The 17,562-nt window shown below is 57.1% G+C and carries 10 protein-coding genes; 1 reads left to right on the forward strand and 9 read right to left on the reverse strand.

Going from position 1 to position 17,562, the window contains the following annotated elements; genetic code table 11:
• Positions 1-51: 51 nt before the first annotated feature.
• The 9 genes from VEG30_19355 to sthA all read right to left on the reverse strand — a co-directional run bounded on the left by VEG30_19355 (position 52) and on the right by sthA (position 16,055).
• A complete protein-coding gene (locus VEG30_19355; protein ID HXZ82096.1) occupies positions 52-855 on the reverse strand; it encodes a formate dehydrogenase accessory protein FdhE in 804 nt (267 codons plus the stop codon).
• Positions 856-864: 9 nt separating this feature from the next.
• The gene (gene pepE / locus VEG30_19360; GenBank protein ID HXZ82097.1) at positions 865-1,566 is read right to left on the reverse strand and encodes a dipeptidase PepE; all 702 of its coding nucleotides are present in this window, start codon (positions 1,564-1,566) and stop codon (positions 865-867) included.
• 61 nt (positions 1,567-1,627) lie between these two features.
• Positions 1,628-2,335: a pirin family protein gene (locus VEG30_19365; protein HXZ82098.1), complete on the reverse strand. Its 708-nt coding sequence runs from the start codon at positions 2,333-2,335 to the stop codon at positions 1,628-1,630.
• A 127-nt stretch (positions 2,336-2,462) separates the two neighbouring features.
• Positions 2,463-5,087: a glycoside hydrolase family 2 protein gene (locus VEG30_19370; protein HXZ82099.1), complete on the reverse strand. Its 2,625-nt coding sequence runs from the start codon at positions 5,085-5,087 to the stop codon at positions 2,463-2,465.
• Positions 5,088-5,289: 202 nt separating this feature from the next.
• Positions 5,290-7,881: a [protein-PII] uridylyltransferase gene (glnD, locus tag VEG30_19375; GenBank protein HXZ82100.1), complete on the reverse strand. Its 2,592-nt coding sequence runs from the start codon at positions 7,879-7,881 to the stop codon at positions 5,290-5,292.
• Positions 7,882-7,966: 85 nt separating this feature from the next.
• Entirely contained in the window at positions 7,967-8,305 is a 339-nt protein-coding gene (locus tag VEG30_19380) for a P-II family nitrogen regulator (protein ID HXZ82101.1), read from the reverse strand.
• Positions 8,306-8,337: 32 nt separating this feature from the next.
• Positions 8,338-9,675, reverse strand: coding sequence for an ammonium transporter (locus VEG30_19385; GenBank protein HXZ82102.1), 1,338 nt, complete (start codon positions 9,673-9,675; stop codon positions 8,338-8,340).
• 372 nt (positions 9,676-10,047) lie between these two features.
• On the reverse strand, positions 10,048-14,484 hold the full coding sequence (gene gltB, locus VEG30_19390) for a glutamate synthase large subunit (protein HXZ82103.1): 4,437 nt from the start codon (positions 14,482-14,484) through the stop codon (positions 10,048-10,050).
• A gap of 182 nt (positions 14,485-14,666) precedes the next feature.
• Complete coding sequence (gene sthA / locus VEG30_19395) at positions 14,667-16,055, reverse strand: Si-specific NAD(P)(+) transhydrogenase (protein HXZ82104.1); 1,389 nt, start codon at positions 16,053-16,055, stop codon at positions 14,667-14,669.
• Between the two features lie 370 nt (positions 16,056-16,425).
• Here sthA and VEG30_19400 point away from each other — a divergent pair, with 370 nt between their 5' ends.
• Positions 16,426-17,490, forward strand: coding sequence for a beta-propeller fold lactonase family protein (locus tag VEG30_19400; protein HXZ82105.1), 1,065 nt, complete (start codon positions 16,426-16,428; stop codon positions 17,488-17,490).
• The last annotated feature ends 72 nt before the right edge of the window (positions 17,491-17,562 follow it).

Genomic DNA, 17,562 nt, shown 5'->3' on the forward strand with positions numbered 1-17,562 from the left:
GTCACAAATAGTTGTGAGGAGCGGGCGGCGTACAACCACCGTGATGCCGGTTTAGAGTCCCATCACATTCTTCTGCAGCTTCTGGTAACCGTGCTCTTCCGCCCACAAAGAAAGCGGGATGGCAGCCAATTCGTCCACCTGAGGAATCGCCAGCCCATTCTTGGTGAGATCAATGGTGTTGAGATAGGTGTGGCAGGTGTCACAGGAGTCCACCCGGATGTAGTTGAACTGCTCAGCCTGATAAACAGGCAGAGACTGATGGTTCTCCTCACCGCAAGCCGGACACTTCGTCCGCAAATAATGCCACTCGCTGGCGCAAAGCGAACACAGCAACGAGCGGCGGCCTCCATCCCCTTCCGGACGGAGCACAGCTAGCGACGGATTCCCTCCGCAAGCCGGACAGGACGACCTGCCATCCGACTCGGGAATGCTTGCGTCCTTCAGAACGTATTCTGCGTAGGGCTGCGCCAGGACGAGAACGAAAAACGAGTCCGCACTGACCTCCATTTCTCCTGCCTGGAACGCCACAATTAGCGCTTTCCAGCGCTGTTCACCACCCTGAGTGAGATCGCGGGCTCGTGAAGCAAGGGCCGCCGGACCCGATTTTTCGATCAGCTTCAGCAAACCGGGAAAGTGTGGCAAAAGGAGGGCGGGCTTCAGGTCCTGCAGAGAGAATCTCTGAGCGCCATCCCGTAACGCGGAATTAGCACAGAGCTTCTCATACACAGTCTTCTGGAAACGGGCGACACCGGCGTAGAAGCGCAACACCTCGGCGGCGAAAGGATACTTGGCCGCCAGCTCCTCCGCGCGGCGTGCGCGCGCTTCCCAAGAAGCTCGCTTAGCTTGCACCACCATAAGATCCTGCTATAACTCCAGTGTGCTCCCGGGGTTCAGTTCTTCCGGTTCCCAGGTGCGGCGAAAAAGGCGCGCCCCATTCGAACCATTCAGCGTAACGGCGCCAGCGGACACCAGCAACATCGCACCTTCGCGGAGTCCGACCACCGGAGTTTCATTTTCCTCCAGATACTGCCGCAGGCGCTCCTCCCGGGTCTCGCCCATGTGCCTGGAATTGGGCTCTGGATCAAGATAATGCGGATTGATCTGGAATGGTACGAGACCTAACGCGTTTAAGCTGGGCGGCTGCACAATCGGCATATCGTTCGTGGTCTTGATAGTTGGACAGGCAACGTTTGAACCAGCACTCGATCCCATGTAGAGCATGCCGTTCTGGACACGTTCGCGAATCCTCCCTAGCAAATCGAAATCGTAAAGACATTTCAGCAGCCGAAAGGTGTTGCCCCCACCGACGAATATCGCCTCTCCTCCCTGAATTGCCTGCTTCGGATCCGTCGTGTGGATGGAATCCAGGGCATATCCCATCGCTTCGAATCTGTGCCGTGCCGTGGCTGCATACCCATCCCGGTCATGGAGCGCGTAGGGCACAAACAATACCCGTCCCACGCTGCCCAGGAAGCTGCGGATCTCCGCCTCCGCGTAGTCTAGATACCCTCCGCCGTACAGGGTTGAGGTGCTGAGCAGCAACGCCCTCTTGGCCAGAGTCTGCATGGCTCACTTTCACCTCGACACCATAGTTCTACCAGCACCCAGGCTTAGGGCCAAGCAAATGTCACGCCAGATCGAATAGCAAAACCTCTGCCGGGTCGCCTTGGATTCTTCCCACGATCTCGATTTTTGATTCGTCAGAGACTGAGGCGCCATCGCCCTGCTCGAGGGCCAGGCCATTCAATTCCACGCTGCCACGGGCCACCTGGATCCAGGCCCCCCGCCCCGGTGCCAGGCTCTGACTCACAGTTGCTCCGTTGTTGAGCAGTGTCGCGTACACTCGAGCATCCTGATGGATCGCCACCGACCCATCCTTCCCGTCGGGAGAAGCAATCAGCCGCAGCTTGCCCGCCTTCTCGTCAGCGGAGAAATTCTTCTGCTCATAGCTCGGCTCGACGCCCTCCCTATTCGGCAAAATCCATATCTGTAGCAGGTGAACCGGTTTAGACGTCAAATGGTTGTACTCGCTGTGCATCACCCCGGTGCCCGCGCTCATGCGCTGCACTTCCCCTGGAACGATGCTAGAGCCGTTCCCCATGCTGTCCTTATGCGCCAGAGCACCTTGCAGGACATAGGTGATGATTTCCATGTCGCGGTGTGGGTGCATGCCGAAGCCCGACCCCGGCTGTACCCAGTCTTCGTTGATGACTCGCAACGACCGGAAATGTACGAATTTGGGATCGAAGTAATCGGCAAAAGAAAAGCTGAAACGACTGTCCAACCAGCCGTGATTGGCGTGCCCCCGATCCTGACTCTTGCGAATGCTAATCATCGACTGCCTCCCGCCGCATTCTTCTCTAGTTCGGACAGTATATGTGATGACAAATATCGTTAAAACGATTCATTTTCATGGAGTACGGGAGTATCGGGAAGTTTAAGACAGTCCATTTTCCCATCGCCTATTTTGCTGCTGGTACGAAGGCGTCCGCCAGAGACACGGCCTCAATCGCGGACTGAAGCTCTGCCAGAGACGACTGACTCGTGACTTCAATTTCCCTGGCTTCCCCGGGCAGTAGATCAAAATAGTTATCGCTCAGAACAACATCAAAATTGCCAAACGACACATAGACATCCTTAGCCAGCACCGAAGAGGTGACGCGAAGTTTGTATTTGCCCGCAGTGCCCGAAAGGCTTGCCTCAACCCTCGTAGCTGGCAAATTGATGTTCTTCATGGAATCGAAGAAGTAGGTGTTCTGCGAAACCACTTTTCCGTCTACCGCAAGGTCCACCAACAGCACAATTTGATCTGCATTGGCGCCCTTCAGCAACTCGTCGCGTGGAACCTCCAACTTCACTGCGCTCGATAGTGGCGCAACGCGCACATCAAGATCTTTCTCCCACAGCGACCTCCCGGAGAAATCCAGCAGTCGGGCCCTCAGCTTCGCAGGAATCACGGAAGTGCGGTCAGAGACCACATAAAAATTTACGCTCCCCTTCTCTTCCAGTGCAGAAACCAATAGATCCTTGTAAAAACGGCGAGCGTAATAATGCAACGCTTTCCAGCGCCCGTAGTAGTCGATGCTGGACCAGGACGCGACCGGCCAGCAATCGTTCAGTTGCCAATACAACGACCCCATGGTCCGAGGACGTTGCCGTCGTAAGTGTTCCGCCCCAATGCGAATGGCCTCCGCCTGCAACACCTGGCTGACATAAAGGAACGACCCGAAATCCTTCGGTTCGCGATAGTAGCGCAGCATGTAGTCGCGAATGCGAGCATTCCCGCCGACATTCTTCTGGTGTGCAAGCATTACCGGCGAGCTGATGTCCAGGTCTTCCGGCTTGGCAAAGGCGAGAATGGTGCGCAACTCGGGAAATGACTGGAAGCCATACTCTGTCATGAAGCGGGGATGCTGATCGCGATATTCCTCGAGCGGCGCTAGCGCGTGCCACACTTCCCAATAATGCATGTCGCCGTAATTCTGCGACCCGGGAAGGTCCTGGTAGTTTGCACTGGGAGAACTCGGCCAATAAGGCGTGCCTCCTCCGTACTCAGCAACTACTGTGGGAAGAATTCCGCTAAAGAGCACCAGGTAGTCCTGCCAGACACGCTCTCGCACCGCAGGCGGCAGACTCTCTTTCCATACTTTGCGGTCTTTCCAGAAGTACCATGCGGCTTCCACTTCGTTGTTGCCGCACCAGATCACGAGGCTGGGATGATTCCGCAACCGTTTGACCTGATAGATTGCCTCCTGGCGAACATTGTCCTGAAAGGCGGCGCCGCCCGGAACCATGGCTCCGCCAAACATAAAGTCCTGCCAGACCATGAGCCCGAGCTCGTCACAAAGATTGTAGAACTCCTCCGACTCATAGTAGCCGCCTCCCCACGAACGAATCATGTTCATGTGAGCATCGCGCGCCGATTCAAGTATGTGTCGGTATATTTCCGGCGTAACGCGGTTGGGAAAAGAATCGAACGGAATCACATCGGCACCTTTTCCGAACACGGGAATCCCATTAACCACAAATTCAAAGCTCGCTCCCGTAGGATCGGGCTCGCGGCGCAATTGCAGAGATCGCAAGCCAGTGCGGACTGCTACCTGGTCCACGGACGTGCCGTCTTGAACCAGCGAAGCTTTGAACTGATACAGGCTCTGCAATCCGTATCCATTCGGATACCAAAGTGCAGGGTTCGTGATCTCGAGGGGTACCACGATTCGATTCTGTCCGCGCACGACCTTCACATTGCGCGCGACCCGCACCGCCGCGTGGGTACCGCTTCGCCCAGTGATGATCACAGTGGCAGAACCGTCCACGGTGGCCTCGACTTCCACGATCGCCGACAGATTCGCCAATGAGGAAGTGATTTCGTTCTGCTGTATGTGCAGGTCGCGAATCGTAACCGCATCCCAGGCTTCCAGAGTCACTGGCTTCCATATGCCAATGGTTATGTATCGCGGCCCCCAATCCCATCCATAGTTGTACGGTGCTTTACGCGTGTACGGATCAGTAGCTATTCCCTTCTCCGCCACCTGTGCCACCTGTTGCACCGTTGCGAGATGATAGGGGGCATTCTCAATCTGCTTGAGAACATAGGTGATAGGTGAGTGAAACACTACTCTCAGCGAATTTTGTCCGCTCTTCAGGTATGACTTGATATCAACTCGCCACTCCCGAAACATGTTGTCTGCTGTGAGCACCGGTTGATCGTTGAGAAACACTTCCGCGTAGGTATCGAGTCCGGCAAACACCAGCTCCACGTGAGCCCGCCCGAGCAGTGCAGCGCTGGCTTCAAAGCTGGTGCCGTATTCCCAATCGCTCAGGCCGATCCACTGCAACCTGGACTCGTTGTCGCGATAGAACGGATCCGGAATCAGTTTGTTCGCGAGCAGATCGGTCTGCACGACTCCCGGCACCGTTGCCGGCAGCCATTCACGCGTCAACTCCTGATTCTCAGTGGCGAGAACGCGAAATCTCCATCCGCCATTCAAATTCACCACTTGTTTCGGACTGGCCAAGGCCGGCGTGACAGACATTAGAAATAGCACCGAAAAGTCGATCAGGACCGCTTTCCAGCAAGAAGGCATCCGTATCTCCAAGGACCCATGTGGCAAAATATACTGCTGCGAATAGGAATGTCTGTGCCATACGCAAAACGGGGGTTTTAGCTTACGAAGATGCCGGCTGTCCACAGCTTTTGTTGGGCGTGTTTCTGGGAGCAGGTTCGAGTGGCAAACTCACGGGATACGTATGTCTGCGCATCACAGACTCGGCTCGGACTCTGGACCGCTATTCGACTGACAATTCTTCACGCAAGGCCTCGCGCAATGAATGAACTTCTCCTTCGCGCAACTTGAATCCTTCAGCGGTCAGATAAAAAACATCGATAGCCATCTGCCCTTCGGTGTCGATGAGCGCAACTTCGATATTGCAGCCACTGCGCGAGAGCGTGGATGCTATGGCGTACAGCAGTCCCGGACGGTCCTGCGCAATCAGTTCCAAAAGGGTGCTGTGGGAAGACGAATCATTGTCGAACGCAATGCGCGTCTCGACGGTCACTTTGACCACTCCATTGCCGTCCGCTCCGGCTCGCCGCTCCAGCAACTTCTCCAGATCGGCCTTTCCTGAGAGGACGTCGACAGCGCTGCGTTTGAAGCGCTCTCGCTCAGGCGGGTTAAGCTCCAGGGTGCGAAAGCGATCCTTGAAGTAGAGTGTGTCCACCACCACCCCAGCCGCATTGGAAAATGCGTTGGCTTTGATGATGTTCATTCCCCATGCGGACAGCACGCCGGCGATAGTAGCGAACAAGCGCGGACGGTCAACCGTGACCACCGTCAGTTCGTACAAGTCACGACTCAGCTTCAGAGCCAGTTGCACGGGCTCACGGCGTAGTTGCGAAGCCATCTCGAAGTGAATCGTGACTTGTTCGGCCGCATGAGTGCGCAAATAGCGTTGCGGCAGACCTTCGAGAAATTCCCGCACCTGCTTTTCGCGCTTGGGTACAAGGGCACTTACTCGAGAAATCAAATCGCTTTCCAGTTCGGCATGGAAACGCTGATCATCAACCACTCGGTTCATGTAGTTGGCGGTGGTGATGTAAAGTCGCCACAGGTTCTCCGACTTCCACGGCGTTAAGGCTTCCGGATTCACCGCCTTGATGTCGCCATAGGTCATCAGGCAAAGCATCTTCAACCGCTCCGGTGTGCCGATCCTCTCTGCGAACATGGCGATGGTTTCGGGATCGAAAATGTCCCGTCGCAGCGTTGCCGACATTTCCAGATGACTGGCGATCAGGAAACGCACGGTTTCCACTTCTTGCGGCTCAAGTCCCAGTCCTGACAGCGTACCCACCGTGAGTTGAACGCTGGCTTGCAAATGGGATTCTGTCTGCTTTCCTTTTCCAAGGTCGTGCAGCAGCAACGCCAGATAGAGCAATTCCGGACGTTCGATCTCGGCCAGCAACTCCCCATATCGCCTTTCCCACTCCGACTGTGGCTGGCTGAGCCGGTGCAGATTGTCGATGGTGAGAAACGTGTGCTCATCCACCGTATAGCGATGATAAAAGTCCCGCACCACTAGGGAATCAATCAGCTTGAATTCTGGAATCAATCGGCCCAGCACACCCAAGGAATGCATGCTACGGAGCGCCAATGCTGCATTTGCCGCCAGCAAGATTGCGCGCAGGTGTGACCACAGTTCGCCGCCACACGGGAACCGCGCCGTCCCCGATCGCAAAATCTGCTCAATGCGATGTTCGGTATCGCTGGCCAGCTTCAGCCCATGGTGGGCCATGAACTCGAAGGTGCGCAGCACGAGATCCCCGTCTTGCGCTGCGCTGGAATGAAAAAAAATCCTGCCCTCCACAACCGAAAAATCTGCGTTGGAGACCCGCGAGCGCCAGCGCTGAAACTGTTGGTAAAGGGATGAACGAGCGGAAGGAACTTCCTCCAACAACTGTGCAAGCATGCGAAAGATGCAGCGCGCATGCCGAAAATAGGTCCGCATCCATTCTGCGGAGCTGCTTGCCTCACCTCCTCGCAAACCGATTCCCCGGAGGGCTGCTTCGTCCTGCGCCTCCCAGGTCAGGGTGTTGTCATCACGGCCGTGTTGATAGTGGAGGAAGCAGCGTACCGCCAGAAGAAAATCCAAGGCCTGCTGCGCCTCTTCGCGCATGGGGGCGGGCAACAGCGTCGCAAGGTCTGGCCAGTCGCCATCCTTTTCGAACATCTTCAGCAATGACATCCAATGGGCGACGTTGTAATCCCGCACTCCTCCGGGGCTCTCTTTGATGTTAGGTTCGAGATGAAAAATCGTGTTGCCAAGCCGCGCGTGGCGGGTACGAGTCACCTCCGAAAGGGCTTGCACCACCCCCTGCCATTCCCGGTTGATCAATTGGGGAACTATCTTGTCATGCAGTCGCGAATAGAGCCGCCGATCCCCAACCAGGTAGCGGCAGTCAAACAGAGAAATTGTGAATTCGATGTTGTCCCGATCCACCCGTTCGCATTCCGCTAGCGTGCGAGAAAATGGGCTGACGCGGAAGCGGAGGTCCCACATTTCCTGACAGACTCGCCGCACTCTGTCCCTGAGTTGCTGCTCCAGGGAGTTGCCCTCGGACAAAAAGAGCATGTCCACATCGGAGTAGGGAAGGAGCAGTCCGCGCCCGAAACCGCCGAGCGCCACCAGGCAGAACCTCTGGGGACCCTCCGGACTGGAGGAGATCAATTCCTCCCACAGGCGGGCAGCTATGGCATTGACCAGATCCGAGCGTCGCTTGGCAGCTTCGTGGCCATCGCCGGTCTCCTCAAACCCGTGGCGAATGCGAGCCGATTCGCTGAGGTAAAGTTCGCGGAGTGAAGTGCCCACCGGCGGTGCTGGCATGATGCAGTCTAGCCTCGATTGCGCAGGTCACGAATTCGTGAGCGCGATTTGCTGCTCGCATAAATTGCAAAAGACGCTTTCTTGCCTACAGGGCGGCCACGCCGCGCTCATCGTTGCGGATGCGAATGGCTTCATCCACCTTTGACAGGAAGATTTTTCCATCGCCGATCTTTCCCGTGCGGGCGGCATTCATAATCGCCTGCACCGCCTTTTCCACCATTTCATCGGAGAGCACAATCTCCAGCTTGACTTTCGGCAGCAAGTCCACCGTGTACTCCCGTCCACGGTAGAATTCTGTGTGACCCTTCTGCCGGCCGTGTCCCCGGACTTCGATCACCGTCATCCCATCAATGCCTATTTCAATCAACGCATCTTTCACAGCTTCCAGCTTGGAGGGTTGGATCACCGCTTCGACCTTTGTCATAAGCATGTCTCGCGTGCCTTAGCGTCGCGGCACTACAGCGTCGAGGCCTCCCAGTAATAGCCCTCCTCCCCGTGTTGCGAGAGATCCAGGCCTTGAATTTCGTGCTCGGGAGAAACGCGCAGCCCGATCACGCTGTCCACTATCTTCAGAATGAGTAAGGTGCCCACGATCGCCAACGCCCAGGCAATCCCGACACCTACCAACTGATTCAACAACTGATGCGCATTTCCCTCCAGCAGACCTGAGGGCAAAACATTGCCCTGGGCATCCTTCAAAATCGGATTGATAGCCTTGGCTGCAAAGATCCCCGTCAGCAGCGCGCCCAGAGTCCCGCCTGCGCCGTGCACCCCAAACGCGTCAAGTGAATCGTCGTAGCCAAAAATCGCTTTCACCTTCGCCACCATCAGGTAACAGACGATGCCCGCTGCGAGACCGATAAATAACGCTGACATCGGTGACACGAAACCCGCTGCCGGAGTGATCGCCACCAATCCAGCCACTGCACCCGAGATCGCTCCCAGCGCGCTCGGTTTGCCGTTGCGAATCCACTCCGCACCCGCCCAGCCGATGACTGCCGCAGCAGCCCCAAAATGAGTTGCGACAAACGCGCTGGTAGCCAACCCGCCCGACGCAAGTGCGCTGCCGGCGTTGAACCCGAACCAGCCCACCCACAGCAGGCATGCCCCGATGAAGCTCAGAACTACGCTATGCGGCGGCATCGCCTCCTTGGGATACCCCAGCCGCTTTCCCAGATAGGTGGCACAAACCAGTGCGGAAACGCCCGAAGTCACGTGCACCACCGTTCCCCCCGCGAAATCCAGCGTCGGGAATCGGCCGCCGAGCGAAGCGTTCAGCAATCCACCCTTCCCCCACACCATGTGTGCCATTGGGTCATAAACAAATATCGACCACAGGATCAGAAACAGCGCCATGGCACTGAATTTCATACGCTCGGCGAAGGCTCCCGTGATCAGTGCCGGGGTGATGATGGCGAACATCAGCTGATAGACCATGAAGGTCTGCTGTGGAATCGTAGCCGAGTAGTCAGGATCCGGTTGCACACCGATGCCGCGAAGAAAGACGTTGTGCAGCCCACCAATAAAGCTATTTCCCGCTCCGAATGCGAGGCTATAGCTGAACAGGCCCCACAGAACTGTAATGATGGCCATCATGGCAAAGCTCTGCATCATGGTGGCCAGCACATTTTTCTTTCGTACCAGGCCGCAGTAAAACAGCGCCAGGCCAGGACCTGTCATCATCAGCACAAGGGCCGAACTAGTTAACATCCAGGAGTTGTCGGCCGAACTCTTCGCGTCGGCAACCTGCGCTTCCAGCCTCGTGAGCCGTTCGGTCTGGCTTTCCGTGGTCACACTTTGGCTTGCGCTTCCCCCCGAAGATGGTTGGCCGCTCGGCACCTGGGCCTGAGTCAGCAGCTGCAGACAGCACAAAACGAGAAATTGCAGAACAATCGTTCTCAATGCAGGTATTCCTGGCAACCTGAAGAATTTAGGCATAAAGACTTCCCCGCTCTCTAATGACGCGCATCTTTTGTGGGGGCGATTGGAACGAGTCTCTGGCACGTGGGACAGTTCGAGTAAGAACCAGACCTTCCCGTGGGATACACTTCGACCTGCAGTGTCTTACTACTTGTAACTGGCTCAGAGCGCGTTGGGGAAATTGAAATTTTTTATGAGCCCGATTAACGCCAGTTATTCAGCCACCACCTGGCATCGGAAACGTTACTAATCGGGCGTCAGGCTGCGCTCTTCATTTTCCTCGCGTGACCACGGCCAGCGAATCGAGCGGCGAAGCCCGGGCAACCAACCATCCCAAACTGACCGCATGGGCAACTCCGTCCCTGCCTGCCGGCGCTCATAACGGGCCAGCGTCTCGGCCCAGGTATGGGCAATGGATGTCGGAAGCTTCACCGGTTGCACCCTCGCCAGCGGAAGCGGCAGGCGAGCCCGCAGCAACTGCTCCCCTATAGCACTGCCAGTCAACCGCAAATGTTCTCTGAGAACGCGACGCAGCCAAAGCTCCTCCTGTTCATCCAGATGAGCATGCATCACGAATTCCCGGTTGTATGGCATGCGGGCCACTGCATCCTTCAAGCAATAGGCCAGGCCGCCGGTCATCCCAGAACCAAAATTTGTTCCCACGGGTCCCAGCGCAAGCACGACTCCCGCCGTCATGTATTCACATCCGTGCTGTCCGATGCCCTCTACCACCGCCAGGGCTCCGCTGTTGCGTACCGCAAAGCGCTCGCCCGCGCGGCCAGCAACGTAAAGCTCTCCGCTGGTCGCACCGTAAAGAACCGTGTTCCCAACCAACACATCGCCTCGCCGGGATGCATCGTATCCCGCCGAGACCGCCACCACTCCGCCGCTCAGCCCTTTGCCGACACAATCGTTGGCTTCGCCCTTAAGACGGAACGTTACCCCCGACGTAAGGAAAGCTCCGAAACTCTGACCGGCGCTGCCGTGGAATTCGCAGTCTACCGACTTATCTTCCAGGCCAGCGTTGCCGAAGCGTCGCAACAATTCTCCGCTCAAGGTTGCGCCAGTACTCCGGTCAGAATTGCTGATAGAAAATGTCCGCGAGCGGTGAGGTGTGACCTCCAACTCGGCGGCTATACGCGTGACCTGGCGATGCACTCCAGCAGGTTCGGTGGTCAGATTAGGCAATTGGATTCGGGTCTCACGAGGCGACTCCAGCAGTCCAGAAATCGCCTTGGACGATGCATTCTTCCGCGCTACGAGCAGCTCCACCCGGCCGCGAATTTCTTCCAGCGATCTTGCTCCGAGGTTGGCCAGCAACTCTCGCACTTCGTCAGCGACGCCCGCAAAATAGCTCACCACCATCTCCGGCTTGCCGGCAAATCGTGTTCTCAGCTTTTCGTCCTGCGTCGCGATTCCCACCGGACAAGTATTGAGGTGACATTGACGAGCCATCACACAACCGATGGCGAGCAGAGCGGCTGTGCCGAATCCGAATTCATCGGCTCCTAACATTGCGGCGACAACCACGTCGCGTCCAAATTTCAAGCCACCGTCTACCCGCAAACGCACTCGCGACCGCAATCCTGCCTGCAACAGCTCGCAATGCGCTTCACGGATTCCGACTTCCCAAGGCAGTCCGGTGTTTTTGATGGAGGTCAGGGGAGAAGCCCCGGTGCCGCCGTCATGCCCGCTAATCGTGATGACATCTGCGCCGGCTTTCGCCACCCCTGCCGCGATGATGCCCACACCGGCGCCGGCCACTAGCTTCACTCCGATCCGGGCCCGCGGGTTGATCGCCCGCAGGTCATAAATCAACTGCGCCAGGTCCTCGATACTGTAGATGTCATGATGCGGTGGCGGCGAGATTAGCGACATGCCAGTCACCGCGTGCCGCATGCGTGCGATGTAGGGAGTGACCTTGAACCCAGGCAACTGCCCGCCCTCTCCCGGCTTCGAGCCTTGTGCCATCTTGATCTCAAGTTCGTCGGCGTGCACCAGGTAGTCGGCGGTGACCCCGAAGCGGCCGGATGCTACTTGCTTCACTCGGTTCGCGGCTTCCGGCGAATTCATATAAATCTCAGGATCTTCTCCACCCTCACCCGTGTTGCTTCGCGCCCCAATCTGGTTCATTGCGACTGCTAGCGCCCTGTGAGCCTCCGGGCTGATTGCGCCCAGCGACATTGCCTGCGAGCTGAAACGCGTAAAGATCTTCTCCCGCGGTTCGACCTCATCGAGCGCAATGGGCGCGGATTCGGCGAACTCTAGGTTGTCCCGGACCGCTACCGATTCGCGTGTTCCCGCAATCTGCCGAAAACGTTCGTAATTTTCAGGTGTGGGGGTCTTGATGTACGCATGCAGGTTGCGCACCAGTTCCGGCGAGGTGGCGTGCAGTTCGCCATTCTTGCGGAAACGGTAGTAGCCCAGATCGCGCAACTCCTGCGCATCGTTCGCATACGCTGCTGCATGACGCGCCAGCGCATCTTCTAGAATCTCGTTCAGGCTCTTGCCCGCCAGGATGTGGGCTGCATCTTCGAAGAACTCCCGATGAACTTCGGCATCGAGTCCCACTGTCTCAAACAAGTGACTGTTCCGATAGCTGGCCAGAGTCGAAATTCCCATACGCGCCAGGACCTTGCGCAGGCCGCCCTCTATCGCCGTGCGCAATTTTGTCGCGCCACCCGGGGTGATCTCGTTGGCCAACTCAGCCGCCAGATGAGGAAAGACTCCGGACGCACCGCATGCCACTAGCAGCGCCACATGGTGCGTGTCGAAAACCTGGCCGCTCTCCACCACCATAGGGACATCGACCGCGCCGGTCGAAACCAGCGCTTTCCATGCTGCGGCCACCGCAAGCAAAATTGGCAAGGCCGCCCGATCTTTCCCAACTCCCCGATCGCTGAGCACAACCAGACGCGGAGCCAGGAACGATCCGGCCATTACACGTCCGCGCAGCGATGCCAAAGCCGCCAGTGCGCCTCTCACCCCCAGAGCCGCGTCGAAAGTGATGTCAATACGGGATTCCGGATTCAGATGGTTCGCCACTTTTTCCATCTGTTCGGCATCGAGGACGGGCGATCGCAGCCCCAGCTCAGGCGTCAGCAGCAAATCCAGCGACATAACATGGGCTTCGCGCAAAGGGTCGATGGGCGGATTCGTAACCTGCGCAAAGCGCTGCTTGCAGTAATCCCAAAGCGGGCGCTGCATCTCCGACAGAAATGCTGGTGGAGCATCGTCGCCCATGCTCCAGACCGCCTCCTTTCCGTCGGCACAGAGCGGCTGAAACAGAATGCGAAATTGGTCTTCTGTCCAACCCAGCGCCGCGGCCGTGCGGCGAGGATGGGGTGTGTCGCAGCGAACGGACGCGGAATCCGCTGATGAACCTGACTCCGACGGCAACAAGTAGGATACTGACGGTCTCGCCAGTGCACCGCTAGCTGTGGTCAGCAGGCCGGAGAGCTCGTGGTTACGGTGCAGAGTGCGATTGAGCAGGTCCACCAGCAGCATCTCGCCAGGACCCAGCCGCCCACGTCGCTCGATCCGCCGCTCGCTGAAATCTGCGATTCCTACCTCTGAACCCGCCACCACTAGGCCATTGCTGCCTACGGTGTAACGCATAGGACGCAAGCCGTTGCGATCCAGCTTGGCGCCCACGTACTGCCCATCACTGAACACCAATGCTGCTGGCCCATCCCAAGGTTCCTGCTCGCAGGCTTGCGACTGCAGAAAAGCCCTGAGTTCCGGACTCATTCTGGCATCGTTCTCCCACGCCGGAGGCACCATCCGCATCATCGCCGCCGCAGGATTCAAATTTTGCCGAATCAGGATTTCGAAACTATTGTCGAAACTCGCTGAATCGCTGACGTGCTCCTGTAGACAGTGAAACCACCCGCCAGCTCCGAAAGCCTCCCGCACGAAGCTTTCGCGCGCCCGCATCCAGCGGCGATTGGCGCTGATGGTGTTGATCTCGCCGTTGTGCGCCACCATGCGGAACGGCTGCGCCAGCGCCCACACCGGACGGGTGTTGGTCGAGTATCGCTGATGAAACACCGCAAACGGGCTCTTGTAATCCGGGTGCGCAATGTCCGGATAAAACGCTGCCAACTGATGCGGCGCCAATAGTCCCTTGTAAACCAGCGTCCGCGACGAAAGCGAACAGAAATAGGTCCCCTCTGGCGCTATTGCTTCCACACGTTTGCGGAACAGGAACAACTCCATCTCAAAATCCGCGAGTGGATTCGCAGGTGCGAAAAAGAATTGCCGGATAACTGGAAGAGTGGACTCGGCGCGATGGCCCAGAACGCCAGGATCGGTGGGAACCTTTCGAAAACCAAGGTACTTCAAACCCGCGGCATCGACCGACTCAGTAATACATCGAAAAACCTCTTCTTGTTTCTCTTTGCCAGAGGGAAGAAAAGCCATCCCGACGGCATACGTAGCCGGAAGTTGAATCCCCAGCTGCCGCGCCTGATCGCGGAAAAACTTGCGCGGAATAGCCGTCAGCAGACCAGCGCCATCGCCGCTGGCGCCATCGGCATCCACACCCCCACGGTGCGAGAGACGTTCGAGCGCGACCAGCGCGCGCTCGATGACCTCGCGAGACTCGCTGCCGCCCAGTTGCGCGATAAACCCCACGCCGCAAGCGTCATGGTCCCTTGCCGGGCTCGGATTCTGCCACTCCATCTATTATTGTGTAACGTGGAGTGGAAGCCGTTGTACAACGCAGTTTTTCGATACGGATGATTGAAATTCCGCCGTCGTATTTTTAACAGGGCTTTAACTCGAGAGCCTGCCGAAGAACCGCCTAACCGCGGCACGCTTGTGGGAATTGAGCATAGCTGTCTTCTGCCTCGACGCGCGGAATCTTACAACCGGTTCAATCCGTCCAGCGCAGCGACTTTGTAGGCCTCTCCCAGAGTCGGATAATTGAAAACGGTATCGCGGAAATACTCGATCGTCCCGCCGAAGCTGAGCACCGCCTGGCCGATGTGCACGATCTCGGCTGCGCGGTCTCCTATGACGTGCACGCCCAATAGCTTCAGCGTTTCGCGATGGAAAAGCAGTTTCAGAATTCCCTGTGTATCTCCCAGCATCTGACCTTTGGCCAATTCCTCGTACCGCGCGATTCCCACTTCGTAGGGAACCTTATCGCGCGTGAGTTGTTCCTCGTTGTAGCCGACCATGGAAATCTCGGGGATGGTATATATCCCGTACGGAATCAGATTTTGGGGAATGATGCTGGGTTTACCAAACATGTGGCAACTGGCAAGTCGCCCCTGCTCCATGGCGGTGCTTGCTAGCGCCGGAAATCCGATGACATCCCCCGCGGCATAAATGTGCGCTACCGCGGTCTGAAAATTTTCGTTAACGTGCAGCTTGCCGCGCCCGTCCGCGCTCAGGCCCGCCGCTTCCAGGTTCAGCTGATCGCTGTTGGCCTGCCGGCCAACCGTGAATAGCAACCCTTGACCATGCGCCTCTTTCCCGCTCTCCAGTTTGGCAAAAACCCGATCCCGGTCCGCATCGAAGCCCACCGCCAACACTTTCTCGCCCAGCCGGAAATAAGCTCCTTGGTGCCGAAGATGGAAGCAAAGATTGTCGATCACTTCACGATCGACGAAGTCCAGTAACGTGGGACGCTGATCGATTAAAGTCACCTTCACCCCTAGTGCCGCCAGCATGGATGCGTATTCCAAGCCGATTACTCCGGCACCCACCACCAGCATGTCGCGGGGAATGTCCTCGAGCGTGTGAATCTGGTCGGAGTCAAAAATGCGTTTGCCATCGATCGGAATGCTGGCATCGTGCGCGGGCCGCGTGCCGCACGCAATCATGACTTTGTCAGCGCGCAACAACGTGGAACCGTCATCCCGCACCACTAAAACCCCATGCGGATCAATGAACTGCGCATCCCCTTCGACCACCGTAATGCCGTTGCGATGAAGCTGGGACTTGATCACCTCAATTTCCCTCGCCATTACTGCCTGTGCGCGGAAATTGAGATCCTGCATCGAAATCCTGTCCTTCAGGGTGTAGCTTCGGCCGTAAAAAGTGCGCTGGCGAAATCCGGTAAGATAGAGCACCGCTTCGCGAAACGTCTTGCTGGGAATGGTTCCGGTATGCACGCAAACCCCGCCGATCGTGCGCTTGCGCTCGACCACGGCAACGTTTTTGCGAAGCTTGGCGGCACAGATAGCGGCCTTCTGCCCGGCTGGTCCGCTGCCAATTACTACCAAGTCATAATGTGGTGTTTCCATACTCCTGGCCTCTCCGCGAAGCCGGTAATTATCTCTAAAGCCCGTTCCAGGCGGGAGTCTGCTGCAATGATTTCACCAAAAATTTACCTGTGAGCTGATGAAGAGCCCATCTCGACTAAGCTCTCGATGCCTACTGCCGGAATCGTCGGCCATGTCAACCGCCGTCACGCTGACGATGCTCTCGCTGGCTCGCGTCTGAACTCGCCACCGAGAACCGGGCTGAACAGAAAATATTCAGATTCATAACTTCTGACCTCTGCTGCTGGCTGGTAGCTTCGCGCTCGGCAATGTTACAGTCATCGGCGGTCTTGCGCTCCGAGGCTGCGGCACGAAATCCGGGTTTAGTCTATTCCTGTTTAACTTGAGGCTTATGAAACACGTCTTTTTGCTTGCGCTCGTCTCGCTGATGCTTTTGGGATTTGTCAGTTGCGGAGGAGGCTCCTCCCTTGCTCGCGTGTATATCACCGATTTCGGAAGCAATACCGTAGGTGCCTTCAACCTAAAGTCCAGCGGTTCTCTTTCCGGCATTGGAACCGGTTTTACGACCCAGCAGTTCGGCGCTCTCTTCTCCCTGGTCGATCCCGCTAACAAGTTCCTCTATGTAATCAATTCTCAAAGCAACAACTTGTCCGTGTTCTCGATACTTTCGGATGGCAGCCTCGATGTGTTGCCGGGCAATACCACGACAGGGCTCTCACCCGCGGCCATGGTGAGCGACTCTGCCGGCAAATTCCTCTATATCAGCAACTCCTCTTCCAACAACATCTCGGTTTACGCCATGGGCAGCGATGGTTCGCTGACCCAGATCTCCGGCTCCCCGTTTCCCGCCGGTGTGGGCGCCAGTTCTCTGGCAATGACACCGAACGGCAGTTTCCTCTACGCCACGAACAAAGCAGCGGGAACCGTCTCTGGATTTGCAGTGAATTCTTCCACCGGCGCAGTCACCCCGCTTGCAGCTTCGCCTTTCGCTGCCGGAGTTGCCCCTGCTTCCATTGCCATCGATTCTGGCGGCCACTTCGCCTATGTTGCCAACAGCGGCGCTGATTCCATTTCGCAGTACTCCATCGACTCCAGCGGAAATCTCGTTCCCACCGCCAACTCGCCTTTTCAAACCGGCGGCAGCGCCCCGGTCTCGGTGGCAGTCGATCCCGGCGGCACCTCGCTCTATGTTGCCAATCAGAATTCCAACAATGTGTCTATTTTTGCAATCGACTCTTCGGGAAAACCAACTGCTTCGCAGCCCTCGCCAGTAGCGGCTGACATTTCGCCCTCCTTCGTGGCTGTCGATCCCACCGGAAAATTCGTTCTGGTTGCCAACCGTGACGCCAACGACATTTTTATCTTCGAGCGTGGCTCAGCGGGAGCGCTAAGCAGTAGCCCGAAAAAGGCGGATACGGGGACGACGCCAACATCCATCTCCTTCACTAAGAAGTAGGGATTTGGGTCACGATCGGCACTGCGCAATTTTCCCAAAGAACGCGTGGGAACGGACGTGCCCGTCCATTCA

The sequence above is a fragment of the Terriglobales bacterium genome (genome assembly GCA_035624455.1).
Lineage (GTDB): Bacteria > Acidobacteriota > Terriglobia > Terriglobales > Acidobacteriaceae > DASPRM01.

What these genes read in the sequence shown, in the direction of transcription:
- VEG30_19400 (HXZ82105.1), top strand. Translation starts at nt 16,426, where the DNA reads ATGAAACACGTCTTTTTGCTTGCGCTCGTCTCGCTGATGCTTTTGGGA.
- VEG30_19370 (HXZ82099.1), bottom strand. Translation starts at nt 5,087, where the DNA reads ATGCCTTCTTGCTGGAAAGCGGTCCTGATCGACTTTTCGGTGCTATTT.
- VEG30_19380 (HXZ82101.1), bottom strand. Translation starts at nt 8,305, where the DNA reads ATGACAAAGGTCGAAGCGGTGATCCAACCCTCCAAGCTGGAAGCTGTG.
- VEG30_19355 (HXZ82096.1), bottom strand. Translation starts at nt 855, where the DNA reads ATGGTGGTGCAAGCTAAGCGAGCTTCTTGGGAAGCGCGCGCACGCCGC.
- sthA (HXZ82104.1), bottom strand. Translation starts at nt 16,055, where the DNA reads ATGGAAACACCACATTATGACTTGGTAGTAATTGGCAGCGGACCAGCC.
- pepE (HXZ82097.1), bottom strand. Translation starts at nt 1,566, where the DNA reads ATGCAGACTCTGGCCAAGAGGGCGTTGCTGCTCAGCACCTCAACCCTG.
- VEG30_19365 (HXZ82098.1), bottom strand. Translation starts at nt 2,335, where the DNA reads ATGATTAGCATTCGCAAGAGTCAGGATCGGGGGCACGCCAATCACGGC.
- gltB (HXZ82103.1), bottom strand. Translation starts at nt 14,484, where the DNA reads ATGGAGTGGCAGAATCCGAGCCCGGCAAGGGACCATGACGCTTGCGGC.
- glnD (HXZ82100.1), bottom strand. Translation starts at nt 7,881, where the DNA reads ATGCCAGCACCGCCGGTGGGCACTTCACTCCGCGAACTTTACCTCAGC.